The 14,331-nt window shown below is 61.6% G+C and carries 14 protein-coding genes; 11 read left to right on the forward strand and 3 right to left on the reverse strand.

The genetic code is table 11. The features are described from left to right. Positions 1-18: 18 nt before the first annotated feature. From CCICO_RS04695 to CCICO_RS04735, 9 genes are all read left to right on the forward strand, one after another. Complete coding sequence (locus tag CCICO_RS04695) at positions 19-588, forward strand: F0F1 ATP synthase subunit B (protein WP_026161495.1); 570 nt, start codon at positions 19-21, stop codon at positions 586-588. A gap of 5 nt (positions 589-593) precedes the next feature. Beyond that, positions 594-1,412: a F0F1 ATP synthase subunit delta gene (locus CCICO_RS04700; RefSeq protein WP_018019994.1), complete on the forward strand. Its 819-nt coding sequence runs from the start codon at positions 594-596 to the stop codon at positions 1,410-1,412. Positions 1,413-1,472: 60 nt separating this feature from the next. Beyond that, on the forward strand, positions 1,473-3,149 hold the full coding sequence (gene atpA, locus CCICO_RS04705; protein WP_208854324.1) for a F0F1 ATP synthase subunit alpha: 1,677 nt from the start codon (positions 1,473-1,475) through the stop codon (positions 3,147-3,149). A gap of 51 nt (positions 3,150-3,200) precedes the next feature. Continuing rightward, positions 3,201-4,178 (forward strand): F0F1 ATP synthase subunit gamma, encoded by a 978-nt coding sequence (locus tag CCICO_RS04710; protein WP_018019992.1) that lies wholly within the window; start codon positions 3,201-3,203, stop codon positions 4,176-4,178. 3 nt (positions 4,179-4,181) lie between these two features. Beyond that, the gene (atpD, locus tag CCICO_RS04715; RefSeq protein ID WP_018019991.1) at positions 4,182-5,627 is read left to right on the forward strand and encodes a F0F1 ATP synthase subunit beta; all 1,446 of its coding nucleotides are present in this window, start codon (positions 4,182-4,184) and stop codon (positions 5,625-5,627) included. A gap of 10 nt (positions 5,628-5,637) precedes the next feature. Further along, entirely contained in the window at positions 5,638-6,006 is a 369-nt protein-coding gene (locus CCICO_RS04720) for a F0F1 ATP synthase subunit epsilon (protein ID WP_018019990.1), read from the forward strand. A 237-nt stretch (positions 6,007-6,243) separates the two neighbouring features. Next, entirely contained in the window at positions 6,244-6,711 is a 468-nt protein-coding gene (locus tag CCICO_RS04725; RefSeq protein WP_018019989.1) for a DUF2550 domain-containing protein, read from the forward strand. Positions 6,712-6,753: 42 nt separating this feature from the next. Then, positions 6,754-7,446 (forward strand): endonuclease NucS, encoded by a 693-nt coding sequence (gene nucS / locus CCICO_RS04730; protein WP_018019988.1) that lies wholly within the window; start codon positions 6,754-6,756, stop codon positions 7,444-7,446. A 68-nt stretch (positions 7,447-7,514) separates the two neighbouring features. Next, on the forward strand, positions 7,515-7,808 hold the full coding sequence (locus CCICO_RS04735) for an Rv1322 family protein (RefSeq protein WP_026161494.1): 294 nt from the start codon (positions 7,515-7,517) through the stop codon (positions 7,806-7,808). Positions 7,809-7,838: 30 nt separating this feature from the next. Here CCICO_RS04735 and mce read toward each other — a convergent pair whose 3' ends face one another. Beyond that, a complete protein-coding gene (gene mce / locus CCICO_RS04740) occupies positions 7,839-8,297 on the reverse strand; it encodes a methylmalonyl-CoA epimerase (protein ID WP_018019986.1) in 459 nt (152 codons plus the stop codon). Positions 8,298-8,459: 162 nt separating this feature from the next. Here mce and CCICO_RS04745 point away from each other — a divergent pair, with 162 nt between their 5' ends. After that, positions 8,460-8,801: a thiamine-binding protein gene (locus CCICO_RS04745; RefSeq protein ID WP_018019985.1), complete on the forward strand. Its 342-nt coding sequence runs from the start codon at positions 8,460-8,462 to the stop codon at positions 8,799-8,801. An 8-nt stretch (positions 8,802-8,809) separates the two neighbouring features. Then, a complete protein-coding gene (locus tag CCICO_RS04750) occupies positions 8,810-9,715 on the forward strand; it encodes a tetratricopeptide repeat protein (protein ID WP_018019984.1) in 906 nt (301 codons plus the stop codon). On the opposite strand, the gene glgB is transcribed toward CCICO_RS04750, so the two are convergent. Further along, positions 9,712-11,919, reverse strand: a complete 2,208-nt coding sequence (glgB, locus tag CCICO_RS04755) for a 1,4-alpha-glucan branching protein GlgB (RefSeq protein WP_018019983.1) — start codon at positions 11,917-11,919, stop codon at positions 9,712-9,714. The two genes, CCICO_RS04750 and glgB, sit on opposite strands and share 4 nt — an antisense overlap. Before the next feature lie 312 nt (positions 11,920-12,231). Beyond that, positions 12,232-14,262 carry an alpha-1,4-glucan--maltose-1-phosphate maltosyltransferase gene (locus tag CCICO_RS04760; RefSeq protein WP_026161492.1) on the reverse strand — a complete coding sequence of 677 codons (2,031 nt, stop codon included), beginning with the start codon at positions 14,260-14,262 and terminating at the stop codon, positions 12,232-12,234. Positions 14,263-14,331: the final 69 nt, after the last annotated feature.

The following is a 14,331-nucleotide window of genomic DNA, read 5'->3' on the forward strand; positions in this document are numbered from 1 at the left end:
CGAAAGCACTAAAGACTCATGACGAACGTCTACACCCTTTTAGCAGCCAGCGAGGAGGATTTGCCCATGGAGGGGCACTTCTCCGTGCTGTTGCCTGCTAACTACGACCTCGTCTGGTCCTTTGTTTCGCTCATCGTAATCCTGTTCCTCTTCTGGAAGTTCGTACTTCCGAAGTTCCAAGAGGTCCTGGCCGAGCGTGAGGACCGGATCAAGGGCGGCATTCAACGCGCCGAGGCCGCACAGGCTGAGGCCAAGGCCGCGCTGGAAAAGTACAACGCGCAGCTTTCTGAGGCCCGCGCTGAGGCACAGCAGATCCGCGAAGAAGCCCGTGATAAGGGCAAGAAGATCGTGGACGAGATGAAGGCCGAGGCTACCGAAGAGAGCAACCGCATTATTGAGTCCGGAGAGAAGCAGCTTCTTGCTCAGCGCGAGCAGGTTGTTTCTGAACTGCGTTCCGAGATGGGACAGAACTCGATCAACCTGGCTGAGCGTCTGCTCGGGGAGCAACTCTCCGACAACGTCAAGCGGTCCGGCACGATCGACAACTTCTTGTCCTCGCTCGATAGCGTGGCTCCGGCAGGAAAGTGAGCGATATGCACGCAGCGAGCCGCGAGGCGCTAAACCACGCGTTTGGATACGTTGACCAGGTGGTCAATGGCTCCGATAACGCAGTAGCAGTTGCCGCTCAGACGGGTACCGAGTTGTTCGACATCGTCGATGCCCTCGATGCTGACCGTGGCCTGCGTGTGGCAGCAGCCGATACAGCCGCTCCGGCCGACGCTCGCGTTGGTCTGGTGAAGACGGTATTTGAGGGCAAGGTGTCTCACACCGCCCTTGGCGTGCTGTGCGACATTGTGAAGCTCAACTGGTCCAACCCGCGCGAAATGCGCACCGGACTTGTTGAGGTTGGACGACGCTTCCTGTTCCGCTCCGCACAGGAGCAGGGGCAGCTGAAGCAGGTGGAAGATGAGCTCTTCCGACTGAGCCGCATTCTGGAAGATGAGCCCGAGTTGACTCAGCTTCTCAGTGACCGGACCCAACCTGCATCTCGGAAGCGTGAGCTGTTTGCCAAGGTTCTCTACGGCAAGGTCACCGCGGTGACCGAGGCGCTTGCATTGCACGCCGTTGGTCGCCCCGAGAAGAACCCGATCGACGATCTGGCTTCTCTGGTGGATTCCGCTGCAGAGGTCACTGGCCGCTCAGTTGCCCATGTCGTTGCTGCATCAGAGCTCAACTCCACGCAGGAGCAGGCACTAGCGGACAAACTGGGACGTATTTACGGTCGTGAGATGAACGTCCACACCGAGGTTGATACCAGCCTCCTCGGCGGTGTGATCATCCGCGTTGGTGACGAAGTGATCGACGGCTCTACCAAGGGCAAGATCGAAAGAATGCGCCGCGCATTCGCCTAAACCCCGCACCGCGGGGTCTGTAGGCCACTTGGCACGAACACGACTAACTTTTTGGACAACATGCTGGACGAAACAACCGAGAGCAGGAAGAACATGGCGGAGCTGACGATCTCCTCCGATGAGATCCGTAGCGCGATTGCTAGCTACACCTCGAGCTACTCCCCGGAGGCCTCCCGCGAGGAGGTCGGCGTGGTCATTTCGGCAGCTGACGGTATTGCCCAGGTTTCGGGGCTACCGTCGGTGATGGCGAATGAGCTGCTCGAGTTCCCTGGCGGCGTCATTGGCGTCGCTCAGAACCTGGACACCGACCGTGTCGGCGTCGTGGTTTTGGGTAACTACGAGACTCTTAAAGAGGGCGACGAAGTAAAGCGGACCGGAGAGGTCCTTTCGATTCCGGTTGGGGATGACTTCCTCGGCCGCGTTATCAACCCCCTGGGCCAGCCCATTGACGGCCTGGGCGCAATTGAAGCAGATGAAGAGCGTGCACTGGAGCTGCAGGCACCGTCCGTGCTGCAGCGCCAGCCGGTCGAGGAGCCGATGCAGACCGGCATCAAGGCAATTGACGCAATGACCCCGATCGGTCGCGGTCAGCGTCAGTTGATCATTGGTGACCGTAAGACTGGTAAGACCGCCGTCTGTGTCGACACCATCCTGAACCAGAAGGCCAACTGGGAGAGCGGCGACCCGCAGAAGCAGGTTCGTTGTATCTACGTGGCTATCGGTCAGAAGGGCTCGACCATCGCCGGTGTCCGTGAGACCCTGCGCGAGCACGGTGCACTGGATTACACCACGATCGTCGCGGCTCCGGCCTCGGACGCCGCTGGCTTCAAGTGGCTGGCTCCGTTCTCCGGCGCCGCACTGGGCCAGCACTGGATGTACCAGGGTAAGCACGTTCTGGTGATCTACGATGACCTCACCAAGCAGGCCGAGGCCTACCGTGCGATCTCCCTGCTGCTGCGTCGTCCCCCGGGACGCGAGGCATATCCCGGTGACGTCTTCTACCTGCACTCCCGTCTGCTGGAGCGCGCTGCGAAGCTCTCCGACGACATGGGTGCCGGCTCACTTACCGCTCTGCCGATTATTGAGACTAAGGCCAACGACGTCTCTGCCTTCATCCCGACCAACGTGATCTCCATTACCGATGGTCAGGTCTTCCTGGAGTCCGACCTCTTCAACCAGGGCGTCAGGCCCGCAATCAACGTGGGTATCTCGGTCTCCCGTGTGGGTGGTGCCGCTCAGACCAAGGGCATGAAGAAGGTCTCCGGTAACCTGCGTCTGGATCTGGCCGCCTACCGTGATCTGGAGGCATTCGCTGCCTTCGCATCCGACTTGGACTCCGCTTCCAAGCGCCAGCTCGAGCGTGGCCAGCGCCTCGTTGAGCTGCTGAAGCAGGCTGAAAATAACCCGATGAGCGTGGAGGACCAGATGGTCTCTATCCACCTTGCGAACGAGGGCGTCTTCGACTCCGTTCCCGTTGAGGACGTCCGTCGCTTCGAGTCTGAGCTGCACGAGCACCTGCACGCCTTTGCCGGTGACGTGTACGAGCAGATCAAGGGCGGCGTGCCCTTCTCTGATGAGTCCAAGGATCAGCTGCGTCAAGAAGCCGATAACTTCGCGGCCAGCTTCCAGGCCTCGGACGGAACCCCGATCATTAATGAGCCGGAAGTTGATGCACTCGACGAGACGGAAGTCAGCAAGAGCCAGATTTCCGTGTCCAAGAAGGCTGCTAAGAAGTAAGCAGTGATGCACACAATGACCGTCCAAGGAAAAGAAGGGAGGCGATGATTCATGGCTAATCTTCGCGAGCTTCGCGACCGCATCAGGTCAGTGAACTCCACTAAGAAGATCACTAAAGCCCAAGAAATGATCGCCACCTCGCGAATCACCAAGGCCCAAGCACGGGTTGAGGCCTCGCAGCCGTACGCGGTCGAGTTGCACCGTGTGATCAACAAGCTGGCTTCCGCTAGCTCCCTGGATCACCCGATGCTCCACGAGCGTGAGAACGGCAAGCGTGCCGCCGTGTTGGTGGTTTCGAGTGACCGAGGAATGGCCGGTGGCTACAACCACAACGTGTTCAAGAAGGCTGCGGAACTTGTTCGCATGCTGGAGGATCGCGGTTACGAAACGGTGCGCTACGTCACCGGTAACAAGGGTGTTGGCTACTACAGTTTCCGAGGCGAAGAATTTGCGGGTGCGTGGACTGGGTTCTCGCAAGACCCGTCATGGAAAGAAACGCACGACGTGCGTCGTCACCTGATCGATGGCTTCCTTGCCAGCTCCGAGGGCTTCACCAAGCCCCGCGAAGGCTTGAAGGGCGATGAGGGCGAAGGCGTGCAGGGCTTCGATCAAGTCCACGTTGTTTACACCAAGTTTGAGTCGATGCTCACCCAGACCGCCGCTGTGCAGCAGGTGCTGCCCATTGAGCCGGTTCTGGAAACCCAGGAGTTTAACTCCGAGGAGTCCATCCTGACTCAGCACGAGGGTGTGGCCGCGGATTATATCTTCGAGCCCGACGCAGACACTCTTCTGGCAGAACTGCTGCCGAAGTACGTTTCGCGTACCGTCTACGCCCTGTTCCTGGAGGCCGCTGCGGCAGAATCCGCTTCCCGCCGCACCGCCATGAAGTCCGCTACGGATAATGCAACCGCACTGGTCAATGACCTTTCTCGCGTTGCTAACCAGGCTCGACAGGCTCAAATTACGCAGGAAATCACAGAGATCGTCGGTGGCGCGGGAGCGCTCGCCGAAAGCGGAGAAAGTGACTAAATTATGTCTACAGCTCTTCAAGAGCACGATACTCAGACCGCAGTTGCCGGTCGAGTAGTTCGTGTCATTGGGCCGGTTGTCGACGTGGAATTCCCCCGCGGCGCTCTTCCGGCACTCTTCAACGCCATGACTGTCGAGGTCTCCCTCGAAGCAGTGGCAAAGACCATCACCCTCGAGGTCGCTCAGCACCTGGGCGATAACCTCGTGCGCGCCATCTCCATGGCACCCACCGACGGCCTGGTCCGCGGTGCAGAGGTGACCGACACCGGCAAGCCGATTTCGGTGCCCGTGGGCGACGTCGTCAAGGGCCACGTGTTCAACGCCCTCGGTGACTGCCTCGACGAGCCGGGTCTCGGCCGCGATGGTGAGCAGTGGGGTATCCACCGCGAGCCTCCGGCATTCGACCAGCTCGAGGGTAAGACCGAGATCCTCGAAACCGGCATCAAGGTGATCGACCTGCTGACCCCTTACGTCAAGGGCGGCAAGATTGGTCTCTTCGGTGGTGCAGGTGTGGGCAAGACCGTGCTCATCCAGGAGATGATCACCCGTATCGCCCGCGAATTCTCCGGTACCTCCGTGTTCGCCGGTGTGGGCGAGCGTACCCGTGAGGGTACGGACCTCCACCTCGAGATGGAGGAGATGGGCGTGCTGCAAGACACCGCGCTTGTCTTCGGCCAGATGGATGAGCCGCCAGGAGTCCGTATGCGCGTGGCTCTGTCCGGTCTGACCATGGCGGAGTACTTCCGCGATGTGCAGCACCAGGACGTGCTGCTGTTCATCGACAACATCTTCCGTTTCACCCAGGCTGGCTCCGAGGTGTCCACCCTGCTGGGTCGTATGCCTTCTGCCGTGGGTTACCAGCCCACCCTGGCTGACGAGATGGGTGTGCTCCAGGAGCGCATTACCTCCACCAAGGGCAAGTCGATTACCTCGCTGCAGGCCGTGTACGTGCCTGCCGATGACTACACCGACCCCGCTCCCGCCACCACCTTCGCCCACCTCGACGCCACCACCGAGCTTGACCGTGGTATCGCGTCGAAGGGTATTTACCCCGCAGTGAACCCGCTGACCTCTACCTCTCGTATCCTCGAGCCCGGTATCGTCGGCGAGCGTCACTACGCAGTGGCCCAGCGCGTGATCGGTATCTTGCAGAAGAACAAGGAGCTGCAGGACATCATCGCCATCCTGGGTATGGACGAGCTCGGTGAGGAAGACAAGATCACGGTGCAGCGTGCCCGTCGCATCGAGCGCTTCCTGGGCCAGAACTTCTTCGTTGCTGAGAAGTTCACCGGTCTTCCCGGCTCCTACGTGCCGTTGGAGGACACCATCGACGCCTTCGAGCGCATCTGCAACGGTGAGTTCGACCACTACCCGGAGCAGGCCTTCAACGGTCTCGGCGGTTTGGACGACGTCGAAGCTGCCTACAAGAAGATCCAAGCGGAAGGTTAAGGGCTAAGCTATGGCTGACATCGCCGCAGAACTGGTCTCCGTGGAACGCGTACTGTGGTCCGGCCGGGCCACGATCGTCACCGCGCAGACCATCGAAGGTGAAATCGGCGTGTTGCCAGGGCACGAGCCTATGCTTGCTCAGCTCGTCGAAAACGGCGTGGTGACTCTGACCACCACAGACGGCCAGAAGAAGGTCGCCGCATGCCAGGGCGGCTTCTTCTCCGTCACCCCGGACAAGGTCACTGTTCTTGCTGACTACGCAACGTGGGCCGACGAGGTGGATTCTTCCGCCGCTGAGTCCGCGCTCGCCACCGGCGACGCTGTGGAGAAGGCTCGGGCAGAAGCCGAGCTGAAGGCGGTTCGTCGCCGCGAAGGCTAAAGCCCCTCAGGCTTGACACGCTAGTTACAACTCAGGCGCCATCCCTACTTTTTAGGGGTGGCGCCTTGGTGTATCGATGGCAGTGAGTGTTCTTGCCAGACATCAGAGGAGAAGGCGGGGAGATGGCGTCGAAAAGCGCAGCTCAGCGCGATAATGAAGAATATGGATCTTGATAGATGTAGACTGAGAATAATTTTCCAAGTCTCTTAAGGAGCATATCCGCGGCGGGAGAGTGGCATGGAAGTGCGAATTATCGCCAGTCTGATTATCGCGGCAGCCGGAGTGGCTGCGGTTCTCGTTCTGTGGCGGTTTCTCACGCTGCGCTCCCAAGGCACACCTGTGATTGTGCGGCGCCTTCCCGCCGAGGGCGTACACGGGTGGCGGCACGGAATGCTGCGCTACCGCGGCATGGTGCTGTACTACTACAAGGTGCGCTCCATTTTGCCTTTCCCGAATTTGGTGTTTAGCCGAGCCGATACCCACGTGGTTTCGCGGCGGCGGATTACCGCGGGGGAGGCTTCTTTTATGGAGCCGAACCTCTCCGTTCTCCAGCTGGATATTGCTGGCCAAGGCTACGAGGTGGCGCTTGATGCCCGCGGGGAGATGGCGTTGACCGCGTGGATCGAGGCGGCGCCTTCACGGCAGCGGATCCGCTCGAATCCGCGGGTGGCCCGCTGGTATTTTCGTGAAAGTCAAGGCCGCTAAGAGCACACGGGAGTAGCCGGAGACTCTGTTAATGTAGTCAGAATGCGACTCGTGATTGCTCGTTGTTCCGTTGACTACGTGGGTCGGCTCGAGGCCCATCTTCCCACCGCCGATCGGCTGCTCATGATCAAAGCAGATGGCTCCGTGTCCATCCACGCCGATGATCGCGCCTACAAGCCACTGAATTGGATGACTCCTCCGTGCACGCTCACAGAGCAGAGCATCGAGGACTCCGACAAGGCCGATGCCGGGGTGCGGTTGTGGGTGGTGGAAAACGCTAAAGGTGAGCAACTACGCATCACAGTAGAGGCCATTCATTCCGAGCTGGAATACGACCTAGGCGAAGATCCGGGTCTGGAAAAAGACGGCGTGGAGCAGCACCTACAGGAGCTTTTGGCTGAGCACATCACCACCCTTGGGCCGGGCTACACGCTTATCCGCCGCGAGTATTACACCGCGATTGGGCCGGTGGATATTCTTTGCCGAGACGAAAATGGCCAGACCGTGGCAGTGGAGATTAAGCGCCGCGGCGAGATCGACGGCGTGGAGCAACTCACTCGATATGTGGAGTTGTTGAACCGCGATGAACTCCTCAAACCGGTGCGGGGTGTGTTCGCCGCCCAGAAGATTAAGCCCCAGGCGAAGACGCTGGCTGAGGATCGTGGATTCTCCTGCGTAGTGCTCGACTATGACGAGCTGCGTGGACTCGAATCTGACGAGCTACGGCTGTTTTAAAAACTCTGCTACTACGCATCAGAGTGCGGGTGCGGTGTGCAGCCTAAGTGATATGGGAGGAGAGCGTTGTGCCGCGCAAGAATCGCAGGAATACCTCGGGCCGGTTTGCACCGCGCCCAGTGCCGCGGGATGGCAGCGGCTATCTAGGAACCCGGGTGGAGGAGGGGCCGAGCTATAGCTTTGGCCGCGACTACTATGTCCGCGAGATGGGCGGGCCATCTGCGGTGAAGGATTATGTGTGTCCGGGCTGCCAGGGGCCGATCTATTCGGGAACGGCGCATATTGTGGCCTGGCCGAAAGACACGATGCGCGGTGCCGCCGATCGTCGGCATTGGCACCGCGCATGCTGGGCCCGGCGCTAGCGCCGCGGGCCCACGAAGTCGCAGGGGGTATTACTTCACCGGCTCGGTGAGCTCCAGAAGCACGCCGCCGGCATCCTTCGGGTGGACGAAGTTGATGCGAGCTCCGCCGGTGCCTTGCTTCGGTGCGTCGTAGAGCAAACGCACGCCTTGGCTGCGTAGGTGCTCGCACAGGGCATCCATGTTGTTGGTGCGCAGGCACATCTGCTGCAGGCCCGGGCCCTTCTTGTCGATGAACTTTGCGATGGTGGATTGCTCATTCAGCGGGGCGAGCAGCTGAATCATGCCGTCGGTGGCGGACATGTTCTTCGGGCCGATCATGGCCTCGTGCACGCCCTGCTCTTCGTTGACTTCATCGTGGTGGTTCACCCAGCCGAAGGCGGAGCGGTAGAACTCTACTGCGGCGTCGAAGTCGGGGACGGCGATGCCCACGTGGTCGAGGCAGACGACGTACTCGTGGGGGATATCAATGCCAGAAATGTCATTACTCATGCCTTCCACTCTAAGCCAAAGCCTCCCCGTCGTGGGGCAGCAGCCAGCGATCGGCAGTGAGAGAAACCGCACTGTGGCGCCACAAGGCCCGCTCGCTTGTCGACGCCACCTCCCAGCCACTTCCACCGTGCCCGCTACAGTGCCACAGCTAGGATGTGACTCATGTTGATTGCCTTTTCTGTTGCCCCCACTGAAACCCCCACCGCAGACGCGGAGATGTCGGAGGCGGTTGCCGAGGCGGTGCGCGTGGTGCGTGCCTCCGGGCTGCCGCATGAGACGAACGCAATGTTCACGCTCGTTGAAGGTGAATGGGATGAGGTGATGGAGGTGGTCAAGCACGCAACCGAGGCGGTGCTGGCGGTGAGCCCGCGGGTGTCGCTGGTGCTCAAGGCCGATATTCGCCCCGGCTACTCCGGGCAGTTGCGGGGCAAAGTAGCATCGCTAGAAAAGCACCTGAGTGAGGACGCGGCCGCACTCACGGTGGACGAAACTACGCAGAATTAAGGAGCATCATGGCTGAGCAGGCCCCCGAACGTTTTGTTGCCGGCGCTATCGACCTTGGGGAGGTGAAAACCCGTGCGGATGCGCGCGCCCAAGCACAGGGACGAGATGCCAAGCAGGGTGTTTCGCCCGTTGTTACCGTGAGCGAGCAGAATATTCAGGCCGAGGTTGTTGAGCGGTCCATGCAGGTGCCGGTGGTGGTGCACATCGGTACGCAACGCTCGCCCGAGTCCGCGGAGATGCACACCGTGTTTACCCGGCTGGCTGGCATGCAGGAACAGATCAGCTGGATCTATGCCTATCTCGATGCCGATAGCACCCCGCAGCTCGCCCAAGCTTTGGGAGTACAGGGGCTGCCGACCGTGCTTGCGCTCGCCCAGGGGCGTCCCATCACCGATTTCCAGGGCGGTCAGCCCGAGGACGCCTTGCAACAGTGGACAGCTGCGGTGGTGGGGGCCGTGGCCGGCAAGCTGGAAGGCCTGCCCGGTGAGCCCGAGCAGGATGATCCGCGGATCGCACAGGTGCGCAGCATGCTGGACGCCGAGGAACCGGATGCAGACCAGGCGCTGGAGTTGCTGGAGGAGCTGCAGGCTGCGCAGCCGAAGGATGAGGAGCTGGAGCAGCTGCGTAAGCGCGCCGAGGTGATTCAGCGGGCCCGCGCGGCGGAGGCCGCAGCGGGGGATGAAGATGGTGCGACGGAGGGTGGCGTCGATAAGCACTACGCAGCAGCCGATGCGCTCATCGCCCGCGGGCGTGTGGAGGAGGCTTTCGATGGCCTCATCGCCGCGATCACTCAGGCCCAGGGAGACGACAAGGCGGCCCTGAAGGACCGCCTCATCGAGCTGTTGGGCATGTATGACGCTGCTGATCCGCGCGTGCTCGCGGCGCGGGGCAAGCTGGCCTCGGCGCTGTACTAGCGCTCGTTATCCAGCCGGTACCACTGCGCGGACAGCGCTGGGATGTGCAGCGTAGTGGAGTAGGGGTAGCCGTCCCAGGCGTTATCGGCGGCGTCGAAACCGCTGCCGATATCGTTGGCCGCCCCCTCATAGGCACCCGCGTCGGTGTTGAGAATCAGCGACCAATGTCCAGCCTCGGGCACACCGACGGTGTAGGCCGGCTGGGAGGAACCACCGAAGTTGAACACGCACAACAGCTTCTCGCCCTGATCGCCGGTGCGGTAGAAAGCGAGAATGTTGTTGTCCGCGTCATCGGATTTCGCCCAGCGGAAACCAGCCGGATCGCTGTCGAGCGAGTAGAGGGCCGGCAGTTCCTTGTAGGTGGAGTTGAGATCGCGCACCAGCTGGTGCACGCCGCGGTGGAACTCTCCCTCCCAGCCGTCCATATCCTCCCAGTCGATGGAACGGTTTTCGCTCCACTCCCGCGACTGGGCAAACTCCTGGCCCTGGAAGAGCAGATTCTTGCCCGGGTGAGCCCACATGTAGGCGAGCAGGGTACGCACCCCGGCAGCCTTGTTCCACGGATCTCCCGGCATGCGGGTCCAGAGTGTGCCCTTGCCGTGCACGACCTCATCGTGGGAAATGGGCAGCACATAGCGCTCGGAGTAGGCGTAGACCATCGAGAAGGTGATCTCGTGGTGGTGGTACTTGCGGTTGATGGGATCCTGCGAGAAGTATTCGAGGGTGTCGTTCATCCAGCCCATGTTCCACTTCAAGGAAAACCCCAAGCCGTCGTTGTAGGTGGGGGCGGTCACCCCTGGCCATGAGGTGGATTCCTCGGCGATAGTCAGCACTCCAGGGAAGGTGTTGGCCACGGTGGCGTTCACTTCTTGCAGAAGCTGCTTGGCCTCGAGGTTTTCGCGGCCGCCGAACTGGTTGGGCAGCCATTCGCCCTCATTGCGGGAGTAGTCCAAATAGAGCATGGAGGCCACCGCGTCCACGCGCAGGCCGTCGATGTGAAACTCCTTGCACCAGTACAGCGCGTTGGCCACGAGGAAGTTGCGGACCTCGGTGCGGCCGAAGTCGAAGACATAGGTGCCCCAGTCCTTTTGCTCGCCGCGGCGCCAATCCGGGTGCTCGTAGAGCGGCTCGCCGTCAAAGCGAGCAAGGGCGAACTCGTCCTTGGGGAAGTGTGCCGGCACCCAGTCCACGATCACGCCGATGCCTCGAGCGTGGAAGGCATCCACCAAGGCGCGGAACTGATCCGGGGTGCCCCACCGCGAGGTGGGTGCGTAGTAGCCGGAGACCTGGTAGCCCCACGAGCCGCCGAAGGGGTGCTCGGCCACAGGAAGGAACTCCACGTGGGTGTAGCCCATGTGATCCACATAGTCCACCAGCTCCACGGCGAGATCCTCATAGGTGCGACCCTGTTTCCACGAGCCGAGGTGCACCTCGTAGACACTCATCGGCTCGGCCTGGGCGTTCGACCGCGCCCGAGTGGTAATCCACGCATCGTCTTTCCACTCATAGGTGGATTCCGTCACGATCGAACCGGTCGCCGGCGGCACCTCCGCCTGACGGGCTAACGGATCGGCCTTGTCGCGACGATGCCCCTGCTTGGTCTGGATGGCGTACTTGTACACCTCGCCGACCCCGACTCCAGGGATGAACACTTCCCACACCCCGGAGGAGCCGAGCGAGCGCATCGGGTACTGCGCCGGATTCCAGCCGGAGAAACTACCCACCACGGCGACACCGATCGCATTCGGCGCCCATACCGCGAAGGAGGTGCCCACCACGGGCCCCATCTCCGTATCGATCGTGCGCACATGCGAGCCCAGCACCTCCCACAGCCGCTCGTGTCGCCCCTCACCAATGAGGTACAGGTCCGTTTCACCCAAGGTGGGCAGGAAGTGATAGCCGTCCGCCACTGTGCGCGGCTGCATACCGGGCCACGTCACGCGCAGGCGGTAGTCAATCGGCTCCGAAGAGGGCAGGAGGGCGGCGAAAATACCGTCGGTGGTGTGGACGGCCTCTAGGGTGGTGCCGTCGGCGGTGAGGATCTCCACTCGCTCCGCGCCAGGCTGGCGAGTACGGATCACCGCGCCACTGGGGGTCGCGTGCCAGCCGTAGAAAGCGTGCGGGTCGTGATGCTGGCAGAAGCGCAGCCGTTGCAGGTCGTGGTCAGGGATGCCGAGGGTGGGATCGTGAGGATCGAAGGGCATGGGGTGAGCTTTCTTATCTACAAGGTGGATTGTCGAAGATCGCTACTACGCATCAGAGTTACGCCGGGAAATGGTGAGCCCGTGGGGCTTGCCTGGCGCCTGAAGCGGCGGCGGGAAATCAGCAATAAAACGCGATGGATACAAGCGGCGATGCCCGCCGTATACAGCGGATATACGGGCATCGAGAGGAGGTATATCGTCAGCGGCGAGGAGGAATAAGCGCTTATTAGACGCCACCTCGCTGCCACCCCCGAACTCTGCTGCGTAGTAGCAGCAGAGTTCGGTGTCCCTCAGACCGCTATGGCTGCGGCTTTAGAGCCGGTAGTCCTCGATGCTGCGCCAGGCGAGCTGCTCGCGCCGGGCGGGCGGCACATCGGGCAGGACGAAGATGTGGGCGACGTTCTCCCAGGGTTTGAGGTTGACGTAGTTGTGTGCGCCCCAGGTGTAGCGGCTGCCGGTGATCTGGTCGGCGACTTCGAACTGGGCGTCCCAGTCTTGGCCGATGGCTTCCATGTTGAGGTGCACGGTGGCTTCGTGCTCGTTCCACGGGTCGAGGTTGACGATCACGAGCACGGTGTTGCCGGTGAGGGCGTCCACCTTGGAGTAGGCGATCATCTGGTCGGAGTCGATGTCGTGGAAGTGGATAGCACGCAGCTGCTGGAGGGCGGGCTGTTCGTGGCGGATCCGGTTAAGGGTGGTGATGTAGGGCTCGAGGGAGTCGCCATTGCGCAGTGCCCCGTCGAAGTCGCGGGGGCGCAGCTGGTATTTCTCGGAGTCCATGTATTCCTCGCTGCCAGGTGCCACGGCTTCGCCTTCGTAGAGTTCGAAGCCGGAGTACATGCCCCACAGCGGGGAGAGGGTGGTGGCCAGTGCGGCACGAATAGCGAAGGCGCCGCGGCCGCCTTCTTGGAGGGAGGCGTGCAAAATGTCGGGGGTGTTGACAAAGAGATTAGGCCGGGAGATATCGGCCATGCGGGCGATTTCGAGGCCGAACTCAGTGAGCTCCTGCTTGGAGGTTTGCCAAGTGAAGTAGGTGTAGCTCTGGGAGAAGCCTGCCTTGGCTAGGCCGTAGAGGCGGGGCCGGCGGGTGAAGGCCTCGGCGAGGAAGATCACCTCGGGGTTGGTTTCGTGCACGGTGGCGATGAGCCATTCCCAGAAGTTGGTGGGTTTGGTGTGCGGGTTATCCACGCGGAAGGTGGTGACGCCGCGCTTGATCCAGAACTTCACTACGCGCAGGATTTCCTCGTAGATGCCCTGCTGGTCGTTGTCGAAGTTCAGCGGGTAGATGTCTTGGTACTTCTTGGGCGGGTTCTCCGCGTAGGCGATGGTGCCATCGGGCAACACAGTGAACCATTCGGGGTGTTCTGCGGCCCAGGGGTGATCGGGGGCGCACTGCAGCGCCAGATCGAGGGCGATCTCGAGGTCGAGTTCCTTGGCGCGCGCGATGAGCTGGTCGAAGTCATCGAGGGTGCCGAGCTTGGGGTGTACGGCATCGTGGCCGCCGTCAGCGGAGCCGATGGCCCACGGCGATCCCACATCCTCCGGTTCGGGAACAAGGGTGTTGTTGCGGCCTTTGCGGTTGATCTCGCCGATGGGGTGAATCGGCGGGAAGTAGACGGTGTCGAAGCCCATGGCTTTGATTCGGGGGAGTTGTTCGGCGGTGCTGGCGAAGGTGCCATGCACCGGGGCGCCGGTGTCATCCCATCCGCCGGTTGAGCGGGGGAAGAGCTCATACCAGGAGCTCACGAGGGCCTTGCGGCGCATGACCTCCACTTTATGGGTGCGGCCGCGGGTCAGTAGTTCGCGCAGCGGGTGCAGATCGAGAATGCCGATGACATCCTTCGACAGTGCTGGGGCCACGCGGGCGCGCACATCGGCGTCGGAGCGCAGGGTGGCGGCGACGTCGAGAAGCTGCTCGTAGTAGGCCTTCGGTGCGCCCTTGGCTGCGCGTTCGAAGAGCTGGGCGCCGGTTTCGAGATCGTTGGCCAGCTCGGCGGCGGTTTGGCCGGCGTGAATCTTGGCGGTCACCGCGTGGCGCCAAGTGGCCATCGGATCCGACCACGCGTCCACTCGGAAGCTCCACTGGCCGGGCACATCGGGCACAAAGATTGCGTGGTGCTCGTCTTGGTCGAAGGAATCGGCACTCATCGGGATGCGCTTCATCTTCGGGGCCACCGAGGACTCCTTAGGGCCCTTGACATTGAGGGTGGCGGAGATAGCATCATGCCCCTCGCGCCAGATCAAGGCGAAGACGGGAACGACCTCACCTACCACGGCCTTAGAGGGGCAACGATTCCCGGAGATGTACGGGCGGACGTCATCGATACCGAGTCTGCCAGTCACAATAGACACCACTTTCTCTCGCTCCGCGCCATCGTTGATGAGTGATAAGCGCGGGCTATTTCTATAGAC

It is taken from the genome of Corynebacterium ciconiae DSM 44920 (genome assembly GCF_030440575.1).
Classification (GTDB): Bacteria; Actinomycetota; Actinomycetes; order Mycobacteriales; family Mycobacteriaceae; genus Corynebacterium; species Corynebacterium ciconiae.